At 54.6% G+C, this 18552-nt stretch carries 18 protein-coding genes; 14 read left to right on the forward strand and 4 right to left on the reverse strand.

Annotation, left to right across the window (positions count from 1 at the left end):
* Window positions 1–314: 314 nt before the first annotated feature.
* From metG to L692_RS0127300, 5 genes are all read left to right on the forward strand, one after another.
* Window positions 315–2342 carry a methionine--tRNA ligase gene (gene metG / locus L692_RS0127280; RefSeq protein WP_025703171.1) on the forward strand — a complete coding sequence of 676 codons (2028 nt, stop codon included), beginning with the start codon at window positions 315–317 and terminating at the stop codon, window positions 2340–2342.
* Window positions 2343–2542: 200 nt separating this feature from the next.
* Entirely contained in the window at window positions 2543–3505 is a 963-nt protein-coding gene (locus tag L692_RS0127285; RefSeq protein WP_025703173.1) for a metal ABC transporter substrate-binding protein, read from the forward strand.
* Between the two features lie 33 nt (window positions 3506–3538).
* Window positions 3539–4288: a metal ABC transporter ATP-binding protein gene (locus tag L692_RS0127290; RefSeq protein ID WP_025703175.1), complete on the forward strand. Its 750-nt coding sequence runs from the start codon at window positions 3539–3541 to the stop codon at window positions 4286–4288.
* 232 nt (window positions 4289–4520) lie between these two features.
* On the forward strand, window positions 4521–5324 hold the full coding sequence (locus L692_RS0127295) for a metal ABC transporter permease (protein ID WP_025703177.1): 804 nt from the start codon (window positions 4521–4523) through the stop codon (window positions 5322–5324).
* A gap of 87 nt (window positions 5325–5411) precedes the next feature.
* On the forward strand, window positions 5412–6125 hold the full coding sequence (locus L692_RS0127300; RefSeq protein ID WP_025703178.1) for a cytochrome c biogenesis CcdA family protein: 714 nt from the start codon (window positions 5412–5414) through the stop codon (window positions 6123–6125).
* Window positions 6126–6131: 6 nt separating this feature from the next.
* On the opposite strand, the gene splB is transcribed toward L692_RS0127300, so the two are convergent.
* Entirely contained in the window at window positions 6132–7208 is a 1077-nt protein-coding gene (splB, locus tag L692_RS0127305; protein WP_051503602.1) for a spore photoproduct lyase, read from the reverse strand.
* Window positions 7209–7404: 196 nt separating this feature from the next.
* Here splB and mntR point away from each other — a divergent pair, with 196 nt between their 5' ends.
* The 3 genes from mntR to L692_RS0127320 all read left to right on the forward strand — a co-directional run bounded on the left by mntR (window position 7405) and on the right by L692_RS0127320 (window position 10676).
* On the forward strand, window positions 7405–7830 hold the full coding sequence (gene mntR, locus L692_RS0127310) for a transcriptional regulator MntR (protein ID WP_025703182.1): 426 nt from the start codon (window positions 7405–7407) through the stop codon (window positions 7828–7830).
* Window positions 7831–7965: 135 nt separating this feature from the next.
* Window positions 7966–9624, forward strand: a complete 1659-nt coding sequence (locus L692_RS0127315) for a family 10 glycosylhydrolase (protein WP_025703185.1) — start codon at window positions 7966–7968, stop codon at window positions 9622–9624.
* A gap of 77 nt (window positions 9625–9701) precedes the next feature.
* The gene (locus tag L692_RS0127320) at window positions 9702–10676 is read left to right on the forward strand and encodes a patatin-like phospholipase family protein (RefSeq protein WP_025703187.1); all 975 of its coding nucleotides are present in this window, start codon (window positions 9702–9704) and stop codon (window positions 10674–10676) included.
* 33 nt (window positions 10677–10709) lie between these two features.
* On the opposite strand, the gene L692_RS0127325 is transcribed toward L692_RS0127320, so the two are convergent.
* Both L692_RS0127325 and L692_RS0127330 read right to left on the reverse strand, forming a co-directional pair.
* Window positions 10710–11057 carry a hypothetical protein gene (locus L692_RS0127325; protein WP_025703189.1) on the reverse strand — a complete coding sequence of 116 codons (348 nt, stop codon included), beginning with the start codon at window positions 11055–11057 and terminating at the stop codon, window positions 10710–10712.
* Between the two features lie 7 nt (window positions 11058–11064).
* Window positions 11065–12060: a DUF1385 domain-containing protein gene (locus L692_RS0127330; protein ID WP_025703191.1), complete on the reverse strand. Its 996-nt coding sequence runs from the start codon at window positions 12058–12060 to the stop codon at window positions 11065–11067.
* A 176-nt stretch (window positions 12061–12236) separates the two neighbouring features.
* On the opposite strand from L692_RS0127330, the gene L692_RS0127335 reads away from it, so the two are divergent.
* The 4 genes from L692_RS0127335 (at window position 12237) to L692_RS0127350 (ending at window position 15985) form a co-directional block, all read left to right on the forward strand.
* Complete coding sequence (locus L692_RS0127335; RefSeq protein WP_025703193.1) at window positions 12237–12728, forward strand: YqhR family membrane protein; 492 nt, start codon at window positions 12237–12239, stop codon at window positions 12726–12728.
* A 75-nt stretch (window positions 12729–12803) separates the two neighbouring features.
* The gene (locus L692_RS0127340; RefSeq protein WP_025703195.1) at window positions 12804–13874 is read left to right on the forward strand and encodes a M24 family metallopeptidase; all 1071 of its coding nucleotides are present in this window, start codon (window positions 12804–12806) and stop codon (window positions 13872–13874) included.
* 95 nt (window positions 13875–13969) lie between these two features.
* Complete coding sequence (efp, locus tag L692_RS0127345; RefSeq protein WP_025703197.1) at window positions 13970–14527, forward strand: elongation factor P; 558 nt, start codon at window positions 13970–13972, stop codon at window positions 14525–14527.
* A gap of 204 nt (window positions 14528–14731) precedes the next feature.
* Window positions 14732–15985 carry an aspartate kinase gene (locus tag L692_RS0127350; RefSeq protein WP_025703199.1) on the forward strand — a complete coding sequence of 418 codons (1254 nt, stop codon included), beginning with the start codon at window positions 14732–14734 and terminating at the stop codon, window positions 15983–15985.
* A gap of 142 nt (window positions 15986–16127) precedes the next feature.
* Here L692_RS0127350 and L692_RS0127360 read toward each other — a convergent pair whose 3' ends face one another.
* A complete protein-coding gene (locus L692_RS0127360) occupies window positions 16128–16988 on the reverse strand; it encodes a YitT family protein (protein ID WP_232238870.1) in 861 nt (286 codons plus the stop codon).
* Between the two features lie 260 nt (window positions 16989–17248).
* Between L692_RS0127360 and L692_RS0127365 the strand changes: the two genes are divergently transcribed.
* Both L692_RS0127365 and spoIIIAA read left to right on the forward strand, forming a co-directional pair.
* The gene (locus L692_RS0127365) at window positions 17249–17512 is read left to right on the forward strand and encodes a YqhV family protein (RefSeq protein ID WP_025703202.1); all 264 of its coding nucleotides are present in this window, start codon (window positions 17249–17251) and stop codon (window positions 17510–17512) included.
* 82 nt (window positions 17513–17594) lie between these two features.
* On the forward strand, window positions 17595–18552 hold a 958-nt coding region (gene spoIIIAA / locus L692_RS0127370; RefSeq protein ID WP_025703204.1), incomplete at its 3' end, for a stage III sporulation protein AA.

Consider the following 18552-nt stretch of genomic DNA (forward strand, 5'->3'; position numbering starts at 1 on the left):
CTTGTGAGCGATCTTAAGGCTGGGTGCAGCCTTCTGCGTAAGCCTGCGGCGTGATCCAGCGTTAATGGGCAGTTCCCGCTGTGGGAACTGGAAGAGTCCGCGCTCCGTAAGGAGACGGAGAATTTGGGTGGTAACGCGTGAGTGAACTCTCGCCCCATAGGGGGGCGGGAGTTTTTTTGCGGGCAAAAAACATTATAAGCAGGTGCGGCGCTCCAGTAGTGCATGTTATAGATGACAGAGTGTCATGGAGTACGAACCGGCCGGGTGAAACCGGCAGTGCGGCTAACGCTGCAAGAAAAGAAAGGATGACGGAAATGAGCCAGAAGAACACGTTTTACTTAACAACACCAATTTATTACCCGAGTGACAAGCTGCATATCGGCCACGCTTACTCGACGGTTGCCGGGGATGCAATGGCGCGCTACAAGCGGCTTCGCGGGTATGAGGTCCGCTATCTGACGGGAACGGACGAGCACGGTCAGAAGATCGAGCGCAAGGCTCAGGAAGCGGGGAAGACACCGCAGCAGTTTGTGGACGATATTGTCGTCGGAATCCAGGAATTATGGCGCAAGCTCGACATCTCCAACGACGATTTCATTCGCACGACGGAAGAGCGGCATAAAAAGGTCGTTCAGGATATTTTCGACCGGCTGCTGCAGCAGGGAGATATTTATAAAGGCGAGTATGAAGGCTGGTACAGTATTTCGGATGAAACGTTTTACACGGAAACGCAGCTTGAGGATATTGTCCGCGACGCGGACGGCAAGATTATCGGCGGCAAAAGCCCGGACAGCGGCCATCCCGTGGAACTGGTGAAGGAAGAAAGCTATTTCTTTAAAATGAGCAAATACGCGGATCGGCTGCTGAAGTATTATGAGGAGAACCCGGATTTTATCCAGCCGGAATCCCGTAAGAATGAAATGATCAACAACTTCATCAAGCCGGGCCTGGAGGATTTGGCGGTCTCCCGCACCACGTTTGATTGGGGCGTGAAAGTCAAAGGCGATCCGAAGCATGTGGTCTATGTCTGGATCGACGCGCTGACCAACTATATTACCGCTCTTGGTTACGGCTCTGAGGACCGCAGCTTGTACGACAAGTTCTGGCCGGCTGATGTTCACCTCATGAGTAAGGAGATTGTCCGTTTCCATACGATTTACTGGCCGATTATTCTGATGGCGCTGGGCGAGCCGCTGCCGAAGAAGGTGTTCGCGCACGGCTGGCTGCTGATGAAGGAAGGCAAAATGTCCAAATCGAAGGGCAACGTGGTGGACCCGGTAACGCTGATCGACCGCTACGGTCTCGACGCTCTCCGTTATTATCTGCTGCGCGAGGTTCCTTTCGGTTCCGATGGTACATTTACTCCCGAAAGCTTCGTGGATCGGATCAACTACGACCTGGCCAACGACCTCGGGAATCTGCTGAACCGCACCGTCGCGATGATCGACAAATATTTCGGCGGCGAGCTTCCGGCCTATGAAGGCAAGGTAACCGCTTTTGACGGCGAATTGGAAGCTGCTGCGGCCCAAACCTACGCCAAAGTGGAAGAAGCGATGGAGAACATGGAGTTCTCCGTCGCGCTGGCCGCGATCGGAGCGTTCGTCAGCCGGACGAACAAATATATTGACGAGACCCAGCCTTGGGTGCTGGCCAAGGATGAGAGCAAGGCACCGGAACTGGCTTCCGTGATGAGACATTTGGCTGAAGGGCTGCGGACGGCTTCGATTCTGCTTCAGCCGTTCCTGACCCAGACTCCGGCCAAAATATGGGAGCAGCTCGGCATAACCCCGGGCGAACTGACCGCCTGGGACAGCGGCAAGACCTTCGGCCAGATCCCGGCGGGCACGAAGCTTGTGAAGGGGGCGCCAATCTTCCCTCGGCTGGATGTGGAGCAGGAGGTCGCCTATATTGCATCCATGATGGGCGGAGGTAAAAAGGCGGCTGAGTCCGGGGCAGAAACCGCTGCGGAAGCAGCGGGCGCGCAGCCGGCAGCGGCGGCTGAACCGGAGGAGCATAAAGAAGAGATCGGCATCGACGATTTCGCCAAATGCGAGCTGCGTGTGGCGCAGGTGCTTGCCGCCGAGCCGGTGAAGAAGGCCGACAAGCTGCTGAAGCTGCAGCTGGATCTTGGCTATGAGCAGCGCCAGGTGGTGTCCGGCATCGCCAAGTTCTACACCCCGGAGGAGCTTGTCGGACGCAAGGTGATCTGTATTGTGAACTTGAAGCCGGTGAAGCTGCGCGGCGAGCTGTCGCAGGGGATGATTTTGGCGGCTTCCAAGGGCGATCAGCTTACGCTTGCGACGGTGCCTGACACAATGCCGAATGGCGCGATTGTAAAGTAGATTGATGAAGCAGAGAGAATAGCTCGTACTTCAAGCGGCTTGGTCCTGGACCGGGCTGCTTTTTTCTATAATAAAACACAGAACGGATGGTATAACTCTCTCTATTATCGTAAGAATAATTAGTAGGCGATTGACTTATCGTAAAGATTACGACTATAATCCAATAGTAAAGTTTACGATCAGGAGGAGAAACATACAATATGCTATTCAAAAAAATCAAGGGACTGGCCCTTCCCCTTATGCTGCTTACCATTCTGCTGTCCGGATGCGGTCCGAAGAGCAGCGGGACCATTGTGGAGGGCAAGGTGAACGTGGTTACCACTTTTTATCCCATTTATGAATTTGCGAAGGAAATCGGCGGGGAAGACGCCAATACCATCAATCTGCTGCCGGTCGGCGTGGAGCCGCATGACTGGACGCCGCGCAGCCAGGATATCGTGAATACCTCCAAAGCGCAGCTGTTCCTGTACAACGGTGCGGGGCTGGAGGGCTGGGTGCCGAACTTCCTGAAAGGTCTGGACAGCGGCAGCAAGGTGCAGGCCGTCGAAGTCAGCAAGGGCATCGACTATATTATGACTGATGAAGAGGAAGACCATGATCATGGGGGGGAAAATGGAGAGGAAGCATCCGGAGATTCCCTCCATACCGATCCGCATACCTGGGTCAGTCCGAAATCCGCGCTTATTATGGCTGAAAATATTAAAAATAGTCTGGTAGAGGCTGATCCGGCGCATAAGGAGGGATACGAAGAGCGTTACGGCAAGGTGGCGGAGCGTCTGAAGGCACTGGACGCCAGGTTTGAGAGCGAGCTGGCCAAGGTCCCAAATAAAGAAATCGTGGTGTCCCATCAGGCTTTTGCCTATCTGTGCCGTGATTACGGGCTTACCCAGCACGCGATTATGGGCTTGTCACCGGACGCTGAGCCGCGGGGTCAGGATTTGGTGAAGCTGGCGGAACTGGTGAAAAAGGAAAACATTCGTTATATTTTCTTCGAGGAGCTGGTTTCGGACAAACTGGCCAAGACGCTGGCCGCAGAAACGGGCGTATCCACTATGGTGCTTAATCCGGTGGAGGGGCTTACGGAGAAGGACCAGCAGAACAACGATAACTATTTCACGCTCATGGAGAAAAATTTGCAAAATTTGATTCTGGCTTTAAAATAGGATAGAAAGCTTACGTTGAAAGGGTGGATTGTCATGCAACCGGTATCCCTGGACTGCCACCAGCATATGATCAATATACAGAATCTCTCGTTCTCCTACGGGGAACAGAAGGTGATTTCGGATTTGAACTTTACCGTGAGGGAGCGCGATTTTGTCGGTATTATCGGTTCGAATGGAGCCGGCAAGACCACGCTGCTCAAGATGATCGTCGGTCTGCTTCCGGCAACCGAGGGCGAGATCCGCTTGTTCGGCCAGCCGGTCCGCAAGTTCAAGGATTGGGAACGAATCGGCTATGTCCCGCAGAAAAATGCGTTTAACCCGCTGTTCCCCGCCACGGTACGCGAAGTGGTTATGTCAGGACTATATAACAATAAAAATGTGCTCCGCCGCATCTCCCGCGCCCAGCAGTGCAAATGCGACGACGCGATGGAGGTTATGCGCATCCAGGGCATTCAGGACCAACGGGTCGGCATGCTATCCGGCGGCCAACAGCAGCGTGTCTTTCTGGCGCGAGCGCTGATTAACCACCCGGACCTGCTCATTCTGGACGAACCCACGGTCGGCATCGACACCGAGACGCAGGCGGCGTTCTTCGAGCTGATTACCCATATGCATGCGCATCACCATATGACGTTCCTGATGGTGTCGCATGACATCGATATGATTCAGAATTATCTCGGCAAGGAGCCTATGCAATGCAACGGCAAAATCAATTTCTATTCCCGACACTCGCATGAGCTTCAGAACTGCGCCGCCGAAGATTTGCAGCATACGCTCATTTAGTAAAGATCAGCCATTGTACAACATCAGATGATCAAGCCTTTGATCTTTAAGCTTTTAATCTAGGTACGCACAAAATCAAGCGTGTCCCGCCTTTTGGGACGTAAGCGCTCATTGAGTCAAACAGACCCAGGGAGCGCCCTCCTGAACACCTTCGCCAACTTGCGGGTGTCCAGAGGGCGGCTGCCCTTGGGGCCCTCCCCGGCGGGGAGGGTTTGGGAGGGGAATCTTCACTTTGGACATCTTATTCAGCGATTTTTTTCAGCGGGCGCTCGCGGGCGGTTTGCTGATTGGCATTACAGCGCCGCTTATAGGCGTTTTTCTTGTGCTTAGAAGGCTATCCATGATTGGGGACTCGCTGGCCCATGTAACAATCGCGGGGGTGGCGCTCGGATTTTTGACCGGCTTTTACCCGCTGGGCGCGGGATTAATCTTTGCAGTTGCGGCATCTTTCGGGATTGAGAAGCTTCGAAAAGCTTACAAGAGCTACGCCGAGCTGTCGATCGCCGTTATTATGTCGGGCGGCGTGGCGCTGGCCTCGTTATTTTTTACCCTGGGGAAAGGATATAACGCCGACGTCATCAGCTACCTGTTCGGCAGCATTTATACGCTTGACAATACCGATCTGCTCGTTGTCGGCATTGTGGCCGTTGTGGTGGTGATCGTAATGTCGGTGTTCTTCAAGGAATTCTTTCTGCTCAGCTTCGAGGAGGACGCCGCCAGCGTCAGCGGACTGCCTGTAAAAATGCTTAATGTGCTGCTCACGGTTCTGACGGCTCTTGTCATCAGCACCGCGATCAAAATTGTGGGCTCGCTGCTCGTATCTGCGCTTCTGACCATTCCGGTGGCGATCAGTCTGCTGCTGTCGCGGAGCTTTAGAATTTCCGTTATTTTATCGGTCGTTATTGCAGAAATCGCGGTGGTAAGCGGGCTGGTCATCGCGGGGATCTGGAATCTGGCGCCGGGCGCAACGATTGTGCTCCTGCTGATTGCCCTGCTCGCGCTGACACTGGTCGGCAAAAAGGGAGTTCGTCTGTAAAATCGGCCGGGAAGGATGGGAAGCCAGCAAAAAAGACCGAAAGCCCCGCAGGCTCTCGGCACATGTGACTGAAGGAGAGATGCCGCTGTGTCCAACATTAACGCGGGAATCGCTTTGGCCGCCGGTCTGGCTTCATTCATTTCCCCCTGCTGCCTGCCGCTATACCCTTCCTATATATCGTACATAACCGGACTGTCGGTTCAGCAGCTAAGGACGGGAGAACAGCGAAGAGAAGCCCGTCTTCGGACGCTGAGCCATACACTGGCGTTTATTCTGGGGTTCTCGGCTGTCTTCTATACGCTCGGCTTCGGCGCCGGGGTATTCGGGCAGTTCTTCATCGAACAGCGCGAGCTGATCCGCCAACTGTCCGCTATTCTGGTTATTGTGATGGGATTGTTTCTGCTGGGCATTGTTCAGCCCCGTTTCCTTATGCGTGAGCGTAAGCTGGAGCTAAGCCGGAGGCCGGCGGGCTACGTCGGCTCCTTTATTTTCGGCATTGGCTTCTCCGCCGGCTGGTCGCCCTGCATCGGTCCGATTCTGACGGCAATTATCGCGCTGTCCGCGAGTGAGCCGGGAACCTGGTTGAAGCTGATTACCGCCTACAGCATCGGGTTTGCGCTGCCTTTTTTCGTGCTGGCCTTTTTCGTGGGCGGAGCGCGTCGGCTGCTCAAGTATTCGGGGGCCCTGATGAAGCTTGGCGGAGCGCTTATGGTCTTCATGGGTATCCTGCTGTTCACCGATCAGATGTTCCGGATTACAATCTGGCTGCAGGGTGTAACTCCCGACTGGCTTAAGTTCTAGGAAAAGTTAAGTAAAATAATCAATTCGGCTTGCCGGAAAATGCTCAAAAATACGCTCTGTGATAAATTCGCGCAGGGCGTTTTGCTGTTCGTCGGGATACACGTATTTGTTCTGCCCCCAGCGGCCCCATTTCTTTTTTCGCTTGTCGATATCCATCTCAAGCTTGGTCTTCGGGTAGCGCTTCTCGATGACTGCTTTGGCCGTCTTGGTGAACCGGTGCTGGATCATCTCGAAGGTCAGGTCCTTGCCCGCTTCGGGAGGAAGCTCCTCTGCAAGCTTCGCCAGCAGCTCGGCATAGCCTTCTTGCCACCCGTCATGCCAGATGATCGGCGCGATGATGAACCCCAGTGGATAACCTGCGCGGGCCACTTGTCCGGCAGCCCTGGTCCGTTCCTCGAAACGGGCGGTAGCCGGCTCGAAGTGGCGGATCACATAGTCTGAGTTGACGCTGAACCGGATGCGGGTATGATGATTATGCGCGATGCCCAGCAGCGGCTCTACATGCTGAAATTTGGTCACAAAGCGCAGCCTGCCGAGCGGCTCTTCGGCCATGAACGCAATGAGCTCCGCAAGCGAGCCGGTAATATGTTCAAGTCCCAGCGGGTCCGAGGTGCAGGCCGCCTCAAAGGTCGTGATTTCAGGCGCCCGCTCTTCGATGTACTGCTTGGCCGCCGTCATGATGTCGTTGGTATTGACATAAACCCGTACATAGGGCTTGGCCCCGAGTGTTGTCTGCAAATAGCAATAATGGCAGTGGCCCATGCAGCCGGTGGCGATGGGAATTGCGTAATCCGCGGAAGGCTTGGATTGGTCGAATTCCAGCGTCTTGCGCACGCCGACGACAAGAGTCCGTTTGGCGATTTTGTACTGCTCCAGCTCGCCTTCTCCGGGCAGATTGGTAATCCGGTTATGCGAGGTGGTCATACGATAAGGGATACGGAGCTCCTGCACCCATTCCATAATCCGCTCTCCCTTTGGATAAGAGAGCGCGTCCGGCTCGAAATAGACCAGCTCCGGGATAAACAGGCTTGTCGGCTTCCCGGGCGTTCGGGCGGCTCGGCGCTCGGGCGTCAGCACAGTCATGACCTCACACTCCTTTGCAAAAGGATAAGCTTATTTTGGCCGAATGCGGGGTGCGGAAATTCTGTTAAATGCTGTGCGGTTCGTGCCCGCGACGATGTGCGCTTTCGACTTGCCAAGCTTGGGGAGAAACATGTATCATTGTTAGAACAAGGTTTGGCCCCCCGGGCCATGGTCATTATAGAAAAGAGGTAATTGCATGCCAACACCCAGCATGGAGGATTATTTGGAGCGCATATACAAGCTGATCGACGAGAAAGGATATGCGCGGGTTTCGGACATTGCCGAGGGTCTGGAGGTTCACCCCTCTTCCGTTACCAAAATGATCCAAAAACTGGATAAGGACGACTATCTCATCTATGAGAAATATCGTGGACTCGTCCTGACCACCAAAGGAAAAAAAGTAGGGAAACGTCTGGTGGACCGTCACAAGCTGCTGGAAGAGTTTCTCACAATCATTGGCGTCCAGGAACAGAATATTTACCGGGATGTCGAGGGGATTGAGCATCACTTAAGCTGGGATTCCATTACCTGCATCGAATCGCTGGTGGAATTCTTCCGCCGTGACGAGAGCAGAATTCAGATGTTAAATCAAGTTCATCAGGAGCTGTACAGCGAATCTTGAGCACTGACCGGAAACGGAGATTGTCCTTGAGTAGAGGGCATTCATCCGTTTCTTCTTATTTTTCCGCAACCTTTTTCATTTTTCCTCGTCCAAATTTGTAGCCTGTTTACATAACCGGAGATTTGGGGAGGAATTATGAAACTGAAGAATGGGTTCATCGGAATGTTGATTATCCTGCTCTGTGTACCGCTGATGTCTTCCGGCGCCGCCCGGGCGGCCTCGGCTGTGATTACACTGGAGCTTGACGGAAGGACGCTTGAGAGCGACGTGCCTCCGTTTATTACTTCCAGAAATGTCACCATGGTTCCGCTTCGGGTAATCAGCAAGGGGCTTGGCGCGCAGGTAGAGTGGAATCAGAGCAGCAAGACCGTTACAATCATCAAGGGCGGCAATGAGCTGAAGCTCACCAATGGGAAGAAAACCGCAGTGGTCAACGGAACCTCCGTTTCGCTGGATAATCCGGTCTTGAGCAGGCAGGGGCGGATTATGGTGCCGATCCGGTTCGTGGCGGAGAATCTTGGGCTGCAGGTGGTATGGAATAAAGCCGCCAAACTGATTTCGCTGTACACAGGCGCCGAGCCTCCGCAAGCCAGCGATCCGGAAGAGCCGCAGCTGCCGTCCGTTCCTGTTGTTCCAAAGCCGACGGTGCCGACCGTGCCGGACATTCCGGGTGCCGGCTCCAAAGCGATGAAAGGGGTCTGGATATCCAGCGTCTACAATCTGGATTGGCCCTCGGCGTCCTCGATAGGGAAGATCGATCAGCAGAAAGAAGAGTTTAGCCACCTGCTGGACAGCCTGAAGGCCATCGGCTTCAATGCCGTATTCGTGCAGGTGCGTCCAAGCGGCGACAGCCTGTATCCGTCCTCGCTCGTTCCCTGGTCCAAGGTGCTGACCGGCACCCAGGGCAAGGACCCGGGCTATGATCCGCTCCAGTTTATGATTGATGCGGCACATGATCGGGGAATGCAGTTCCATGCCTGGTTCAATCCGTTCCGGGCGACGACGGACGCCTCTGACAAATCCTTAGCCGCCCTTGCCGCCAATCATGTTGCCAAGGCGCATCCGGAGTGGGTGGTCAAGGCGGACGGGAAGCTGTACATCAACCCGGGAATTCCGGAGGCGCGCCAGAGCATCATCGATACGGTGCTTGAAGTTGTGAAAGGCTACGCAATCGACGGCGTTCATCTGGACGATTATTTCTATCCCTCCGGTGTAACGTTCGATGATGACAATGCTTTCAAGGCGTATAACGCGGGCGGGATCGCAAGCAAAGCTGACTGGCGGAGGGACAATATCAATAACTTCGTCCGCGAGCTCGGGGAGCAGATCCATGCGCTGAAGCCCGAGGTTTCATACGGAATCAGCCCCTTCGGCGTCTGGCGCAATATCAAGCTGGACAGCACCGGCTCGGATACAACGGCAGGCGTCTCCGCGTATGACGACATGTACGCCGACGTCCGGACCTGGATCAAGCAGGGCTGGATCGACTATGTGGCCCCGCAAGTGTATTGGAGCCTTTCCTATAACACAGCCAGATACGATAAGCTAGTGGAATGGTGGGTGAACGAGGTTCGGAATACAGGCGTGAAGCTGTATATCGGCCAGGCGGCCTATAAAGTGGGCGCTGCGAACCAGAGCGCGGAATGGCAGAGCGGCGAGCAGATTATAAGCCAGCTCAAATTCAACGAGAACTACGTTGAAGTCGAAGGCAGCATCATGTTCCGGGCATACGATATTGTGGTCCGTAATCCGTCGAACTTAAGCGGCCTATTAACCTTTTATTTTAAGACCTGACTTGCTTCCCAGGCATGAAATATCCCTCGTGCTCATAGATAAGCAGTATAAGTCTATGGAACGGGGGATTGCCGTTTATGGAAATCAATGCGGTGTTTGAAGGCGGCGGCGTAAAGGGCATTTCGCTTGCGGGAGCGGTTCAGGCATCGGAAGAAGCAGGTGTCAAGTTCAGGCGGGTGGCCGGAACCTCCTCCGGCTCCATCGTCGCCTCGCTGCTGGCGGCAGGGTACAGCGGGGAGGAAATGAGCCGGATTATTCAAGGCACCTCGTTCCGTTCTTTTTTGAAGCGTTCGCCGGTATTCAACACCAAGCTGGTAGGCCCCGCCCTGCGGGTCATGCTGAAAAAGGGACTCTATTCGGGAGAGGCGCTGGAATCATGGATACGCGGTATTTTGCGGCAAAAGGGAATTGTATCCTTCCGGGATCTTCCCCCAGGCAAGCTGTCGATCATCGCTTCCGACATTACAGACGGCCGGCTGGTTGTGCTGCCTGACGGACTTGTGGAGTATGGGATCAACCCCGAATATTTCGAGGTGGCCAAGGCGGTGCGCATGAGCTGCAGCATTCCGTATTTCTTCGATCCCGTAATGCTGCGCAGGAGCGGGAAGGCGGCGGAGGGCAAGTCTTTTGCCGAACAGTTTGTCTACATGGTCGATGGGGGGCTGCTGAGCAACTTCCCGATGTGGCTGTTTGAGGACAAAGAAGCTGGGAAGCAGGGAGCCACAAAGGTTCCGGTAGTCGGCTATCAGATGGTCGGGCACACGGCGCCCCAGGCCCACCGGATTACAGGACCGTTCAGTATGCTCCAGGCGCTGGTCGAAACGATGCTGTCGGCGCATGACGAGCGCTATATCGAGCAGGAAAAGATGGTCCGCACCGTCAAAATTCCCACACTCGGCATCGGTACGGTGAAGTTTGAGCTAACGCCTGAAGAGAGCGCCGCGCTGTACAATTCCGGATACCATGCGGGACAGGAGTTTTTCCGGAAATGGCGTCCGGGACGGCTGGAGAAGCGGCTGATTGTAAATAAAAAAGTGTCCCCGCATTCGTGATTGAATGCGGGGACACCGCGTATCGTGCTCAAATCAGTGATATCTGGGCAGCTGTTCATCATCGTTCTTCCCTTTGCTGCCTTCGATGACTCGAAAAGGATAGGTTTTGCGTTTGCCAGCGGGCGGCTGGCTCTTTCGCATGCCTGCGACCTTAGCCAATGTCTTCTGTGAGGGCTTTACCTTGATCTTGGATTGTCTGCGTCTGCTGCTTCCGGCAAACCGGCGAGGCGGGAACTTGTAGAGCAGAAACAAGACAAGGAACAAAGCCACGGGAATGATAAAGCCCGACAGCGATCGAAGGCCTTCCTCAATCAAACCCGATACGACACCGAAAACCGCTAGCAGTACTGCGCTCCAAAAAATCAAAGCATGCCGTTTCATAGGCCACTCATCCTTTCGCAGGGTCCAATATGCCTCCGGTTACACTTGATTGCTGATATCCTTTTGCTTCGATTTCCGCATCCAATTCACGCATGCGGTTGAAGGAGGCGATCGATACTTCCACCTGATCGTCCTTCGGTTCTTTCGTTGTGAGCAGCTGCAGCCATAGTCCGGGGTAGCCGAGATAGCGCAGCACCGGAAGCTCGCGTACGGCATTGGTGCCCTTCAGCACTTCAAAGGATACACCGATGACCAGAGGAAGCAGGATCAGCCGCTGCACAATTCTTTCCACCAGGGTTTCCCATGGCACAACGGAGTAGATGATAACGCCCAGCACTATGGTCAGCATCATGAAGCTGCTGCCGCAGCGGTAATGCAGGCGGCTGTGCTTCTGCACATTTTCCACCGTCAACTCGTCGCCGGCCTCGAATGCGCTGATGACCTTATGCTCTGCGCCGTGATACTGGAACAATCTTTTAATGACAGGGGTCTGGGAGATGGCCCACAGGTAGACAAGCAGCAGGACCAGCTTGATAGCCCCTTCAATGAGGTTGTGCAGAACATAGTTGTCAAATGCATCGCGGAACAAAAAATCTTCAACAAACACGGGAACGAGGGTGAAAATAACTTTGCCGAAAATGAAGGACAAAATCCCCATGACGGCTACGCCCAGTATCATACCAAGCCCCCAGCCCTCTTCTTTCTCCTTGTGTTTCTTCTGCTTGGCGAGTTCCTCCGTCTCCGTCTCGTCTTCCGCATAAGCCTCGGCGGAATAGTTCAAATGCTTGGAGCCTCTGGCGCTGGCATCTATAATACTGACAAGGCCGCGAAGCAGCGGAATCTTGCGCAGTTTTACAACCCAGCTCTTCTCGCTTCTCGGCACCTCCAAAAAAGTAATTTCCTGATTCTTCCGTCTCACGGCTGTCACATTGATATGCTTGCCGCCGAACATAACGCCTTCGATGACGGCCTGACCGCCGTAGCTCGGAGATTTCTGAGACAACCAATTCACCTTCCTGTACTAAATGTAGTGTGAGGATCTTTATATCTTCATTGTAACTAATTTTTGTTAACATTTCTACTTGGAACGATCTTTCCTGCGCATACTAGTCTGTAAGCACGATCAGCGGCCAATTATCAGGCCTATATTTTATAGTAGAAAGCGGGGAGTTACGGGCAATGGGCGATGCGGCGAGAGGGCAGCGGCAACAGACGAATCCGCTGTATTTTGCGATTGAGACGGGTTTTTTCGCCGGCCTCATTTGGGGCGGGTTGCATTGGATCTTTTATGTACTTCACTTTACGAAGGTGCTCCCGGGCTTTCTGGGCGAGCCGCTCTTTCGGCATAAATTTCTGACAACGGCTGCCGGACAATTGGCGGGATACCTTTTGTTCATCGGCTTCTCGGTTCTGTGTTCCATCTTGTATGTTCTGCTATTCCGCAAAATAAAGGGACCATGGGCAGGCATGATCTATGGCATACTCTGGTGGTCGGTTCTCATTCTGGCATGCTCCTGGCCCTTCCTGATGCAGCCGCCTTTTCGGCTTCCATGGGATTCGCTCATCAGCGAATTTTGCCTGTTCCTGCTGTGGGGACTGTTCATTGGCTATACGGCCGCGACCGAGTACACGGATGAGCGCAAAAGAGACAGCCGTACCGGGATGGCCTGACGATCAAAAAAACTTCTCAGTTGGCATGGCCCTATGTTACAATATAATGTGGCTATTTTCGAGAGGAGAATGATCATGGGCAACAACCGGATCTCCAAACTGCGGAAGGTAGTGCTTGATCGCGGTCTGGACGCGATGTTGATTACAAGCGGCATCAACCGCCGTTATTTGAGCGGATTTACCGGTTCCTCCGGCTATGTGCTGATTACGGGCGACGAGAGCTATTTGCTGACCGATTTCCGGTACATGACCCAGGCTTCGGAACAGACGAAGGGGCTTAAAGTTGTGCAGCACGGGCCGAAGTTTATCGACACGGTCCGCGAGCTGCTGCCGAAGGGCGGGGAGGTCCGCCTTGGCTTTGAGCAGGACGATGTTTCCTACGGCGCCTATGCTTCCTACGCGGAAGCGCTGAAGCCATCCGAGCTCGTTCCGGTATCTCAAATGGTGGAGAAGCTTCGCATGTTCAAGGATGAAGACGAGCTTGCCGTGATGCGAAGAGCGGCGGATCTTGCGGACGATACATTCCGGCACATTCTGAATGTGATCAAGCCGGGCATGACCGAGCGGGACGTCGATCTGGAAATGGAATTCTACATGCGAAGCCATGGGGCGACCTCCTCGTCCTTCGACACCATCGTAGCTTCCGGGGAACGCTCCTCCATGCCGCATGGCGTGGCGAGCCAGAAGGTTATTCAGAACAATGAATTTGTAACCTTCGACTTTGGCGCGCTGCTGGACGGCTACTGCTCTGACATTACGCGGACGATTGCGCTGGGCAGCCCTGACCCCAAACTTAAAGAAATTTACGACATCGTGCTGGAGGCTCAGTTGTACGCGCTGGAGCATATTAAGCCGGGCATGACCGGCAAGGAATGCGACGCTTTGTCACGGGATATTATTGCCCGCTACGGTTATGGAGAGCAGTTCGGGCACAGTCTTGGCCACGGCCTGGGTATGGAGGTTCATGAATGGCCGAGGCTGTCGAAGCTCAGTGACGATGTGCTTCAGCCGGGCATGGTGGTCACCGTAGAGCCAGGCATCTATGTGCCGGGACTCGGAGGCGTTCGCATTGAGGATGATGTAGTCGTAACGGAGACCGGCGTTGAGCGATTGACCCATTCCTCCAAGGACTACACCGTTCTCTAAATTTCGGTTCAGCCCACCCTGCGTAGGTTACGGCCGAACAAGTTTAATTGTTCTCATAAGGACAAGTTATTATTGAATTCAGGAGGGGTTTATTAGTGATTTCTGTTAATGATTTTAAGACAGGCCTGACCGTTGAGGTGGACGGCGACATCTTTACCGTGCTGGACTTCCAGCATGTTAAACCGGGCAAAGGCGCGGCGTTCGTCCGCTCCAAGCTGAAGAACCTGCGCAACGGCAACACCGTTGAACGCACTTTCCGTGCTGGCGAGACGATCGGTCGGGCCATCATCGAGAACCGCGCCGTGCAATATCTGTATGCGAGCGCTTCCGAGCATGTGTTCATGGACAACCAAACCTATGACCAGTTCAGCCTTGAAGCGGATCAGCTCGAGTGGGAACTGAATTTCCTGAAAGAGAACATGACGGTTAATATCGTCAGCTACCAGGGCGAGCTTCTTGGCATCAATCTGCCGACGAGCGTTGAGCTCAAGGTCGTGGAAACCGAGCCGGGCGTGAAAGGCAATACGGCCCAAGGCGCGACGAAGGCGGCCAAGCTGGAGACCGGACATACCGTTCAGGTACCGCTCTTCATTAACGAGGGTGACATTCTCCTGGTCGATACACGCGAAGGCAAGTATATTTCCCGCGCGTAAGCTTGCTTCGGTTTGTTGCGCCGAACTACCGCCCTCCCCGCATGGATGCGGGGAGGTTTTGCCTTTTTCGGGCTGGAGGATTGCCGCTTTTTTTGCAAAATAATTACGCAACCGGTCACTTTCGTATTATACTGAGTAAAAGCGGGAAACCGAATGCATTAATTAACTGTTACATAGAATTTGAAGTTGGGAGTGAATAAGGCTTTGTCACTTTATGTCATGAAATTCGGAGGCAGCTCCGTCGGCGACACCGAGCGTATGAAGCGGGTTGCCAAACGCATCGCAGACAAGCAGGATGAGGGCCATCGCTGTGTCGTGGTCGTCTCCGCCATGGGGGACACGACCGACGATCTCATCGATCAGGCCAAGCTGCTCAGCAGCGAGCTGCCTGCGCGCGAGATGGACATGCTGATGACGACGGGGGAGCAGATCTCTATCGCGCTGCTGTCCATCGCCCTGAAAGGCATTGGACGGGAGGCCGTTTCCTATACCGGCTGGCAGGCCGGATTCCGCACGGATGAGACGCACGGCCGTGCGCGGATCAACGAGATTGTGCCGCGTCGGGTGCTTGAAGCGCTGGAGAAAGATAAAATCGTCATCGTCGCCGGCTTTCAGGGAATGACGCTTGACGGCGAGATTACGACCCTTGGACGCGGCGGCTCCGATACGACTGCGGTTGCGCTGGCTGCGGCGATCAAGGCTGACGTGTGCGAAATCTATACCGATGTCGACGGTGTGTACTCCACCGACCCGCGTATCGTGAAGAACGCGCGCAAGCTTAATGCAATCTCATATGATGAAATGCTGGAGCTCGCCAATCTGGGCGCCGCCGTGCTGCATCCGCGCGCGGTGGAATACGCGAAGCGGTACCAGGTGAAGCTGGTTGTGCGGTCGAGCTTTAATTATAATGAAGGCACTGTGGTGAAGGAGGAAGCAAGCATGGAGCAGGGAGTGGCGGTAAGCGGCATCGCTTATGATAAAAATGTGGCGCGGATCAGCATTTCGGGAGTGGCCGACGTTCCCGGCGTACTGGCCCAGGTGTTTGGCAAGCTGGCCGACGCAGGCATTAACGTGGATATCATTGTGCAGAGCGGCGTACAGAACGGGGAAGCGGATTTCTCCTTCACCGTCTCGCTGGACGAAATGGAGCGGGCCAAGGAGGTTATCCGGCAGATCCGTGAAGCATTGCCGTACCGCGACGTAACATCGGAGGATAATCTGGTCAAAATCTCCATCGTCGGCGCCGGCATGGTCAGCCATCCGGGCGTAGCGGCGCAGATGTTCGATGTCATTTCAGGTCTTGGAATCAGCATCAAGATGGTCAGCACCTCCGAGATCAAGGTATCCTGCGTTGTGGAATCCGGCAAGCTCAATGAGATTATCCAGGCGCTGCATACGGCGTACGGTCTGGATACCGACCAGCAGGTATTTGTAGGCGGTCCGCAGGATCGTCGGTAGATGATCGTCCGAGCTTGACAAAGCTTGATGCGGATGATTCCGTAAATTCTTTCTTATACAGCAAGCAAGAAGGGACTGTCCCCCGCGAGCCTGTCGAGGCTTTCGGAGGCAGTCCCTTTTCCTATACCGTTGAATCGTGCACCTAAGCCAGCCGTTTGAATCTCCCCAAAATTTCCACGGTCTCCAGCACATTGACGAACGCGGTTGGATCGACCGCGATAACCGCCTTGCGCAGCTCCGCAAGCTCGTACCGCGTGGTGACCGTCATCAGCATCGTGTTGCCCTCGTGGCTGTATCCTCCTTCGGCATTGACGACGGTAACGCCGTGGGGAAGCCGGTTCAATTGCGCAACCATCTCATCCTTCCGCTTCGTAACGATGAAGCAGGTCAGCTTGACGTGCCGGATATGGATAATGTCGACCACCTTGCTCTTCACAAAGGTGCACAGCATCGCATACAGCGCGGAATCCCAGCTTTTCATAAACCCAAGAATTAATATGATCACCCCGTCCATGACGAACAGCACCGTCCCCATCGGCACATCCCGCTTGCGCGTAATAATGGAGCCCAGAATATCGAACCCTCCCGACGACCCGCCCGCGCGCAAGGAGAAGCCGATGCCCCCCGCAATGATAACCCCGCCGAAGATGCTCGCGAGAATCGGATCGTTGGTCACCTGCACCTGGGGAATAATCGTCAGAAACCAGGTTGTGCAGGCGACGCATAGCATGCTGAGGCAGATGTATTTTTTCCCTACGGCCACGAAGCCCCAGAGCAGAATTGGCAGATTGATGCCGAAATAGATGAGCGAAATATATTTGGGATTGGTCAAGTAACCGATAACGGACGCCGTTCCGGCCACCCCGCCGCTAAGCAGCTGATGAGGGATGAGGAACAGCTTGAGACCGGCGGCGACCAGCAGGGCGGACAGAATAACAACGACGGCCTCTCTGACGGTTCTGGAAAGACTCTCAACAATGTGGGGAGCTGCCTGATAACGCATGTGCATGGAAAAATTCCTTTCTTTTCATGACTTGTTTTCATGTTTGATAAAAAATATTTTATCATACTGATGATATTTTTCTATCACTTTTTTTGCTGTGGCGTCTTTTTCATTTATATTGGATTTCCGCGTCTGCTTTTATGCCGGATTCTTGTTGTCTAAAGCGGGACAATCCCGCATATCTATGAATACAACAGCCACGGAACCGGCGGGTTTATTGAAGCTGTGCCGGAATTTCGGACAAGGGGGTAGAGCGAAAGGTGGACAAGTATGTAAGCTGGATGGCTGTTCTGCGGATGCTGTCGGGCAGCGCGGAGATCATTGCTGCGCTAATCATGCTGCGGTTGAACCAGGTAGACAAGGCGCTTGCGGTCAATTCAGGGCTTGCGCTGGTCGGCCCGACCGTGCTGATCCTGACGACGGCCATCGGACTCACGGGCATGGCGCAGGATCTTTCTCCGGGCAAGCTGGCCTGGGTGGGTATAGGTGTGGCGTGTCTCTTAATCGGCATTTTGAAAAAATGATAGATTGGTAGTCATATTGCGAACGTACAAGCATAGATATGGAATAAAGCATTCCATAGAGGACAGCTTGGAGGTACGGCTTATGGCCAACGATTGGCTTCAATTATTTCCTGAAAAAGTGAAATCCGCGCTTTCCCGGCTCCCGCTTTCGCTGCTGGAGACGGTGGAAGAAATCCGCATCAGGGAAGGACGTCCGCTGGAAATCAATTATGCAGGCACCTACCATTTTGTGAACGAGGTCGGTAGGCTGACCCTGGAACCAGGGGAAGCGTACAGACCGGACCGCGAAGACAGTCACCGGATGCTTGATCTGATCAGCAATCATTCACTGTATGCGATGGAAGAAGAGCTTCGCAAGGGATTTATCACCATTCCGGGCGGGCACCGCATCGGACTCGCAGGACGGACGGTGCTTAGCGGCGGCAGCGTTGGCCATCTGCGGGACATCTGCGGCTTCAACGTCCGGATTGCCAGGGAGATTCCCGGGATTGCGGACCGGCTTATGCCGCATCTGCTGGACGCGGGCCGCCATAGAATACTGCACACCCTGATCCTGTCCCCGCCCCAGCATGGCAAGACTACGCTGCTCCGCGATCTCGCCCGGCAGATTTCCGCCGGGAGCGCGGGCGGAAGAGAAGGGCGCCGCCCCGGTCTGAAGGTAGGCATCGTGGACGAGCGTTCCGAGATCGCCGGTAGCCGAAGGGGAGTTCCCGCCTTCGACATCGGCCCGCGAACGGATGTGCTGGACGGCTGCCCCAAAGCCGAGGGCATGATGATGATGATCCGCTCCCTCTCGCCGGATGTGCTGATTGCCGACGAAATCGGCAGACCGGAGGATGCCGAGGCGGTCACGGAGGCGCTGCACGCCGGAATTTCGGTTCTGGCGGCCGCCCACGGCCGGGAAGTATCCGAGCTGGCATTAAGACCCGGCTTGGGCAGGCTTATCGAGCTGGGAATGTTCGAGAGGTATGTCATCCTCCGCCGCTCGGCCGGGGAGCTGTCCTTCCGCGTGCTGGACAGCCGCAAACGGCAGGTTCCCG

The organism is Paenibacillus forsythiae T98, from assembly GCF_000520735.1.
Classification (GTDB): domain Bacteria; phylum Bacillota; class Bacilli; order Paenibacillales; family Paenibacillaceae; genus Paenibacillus_AQ; species Paenibacillus_AQ forsythiae.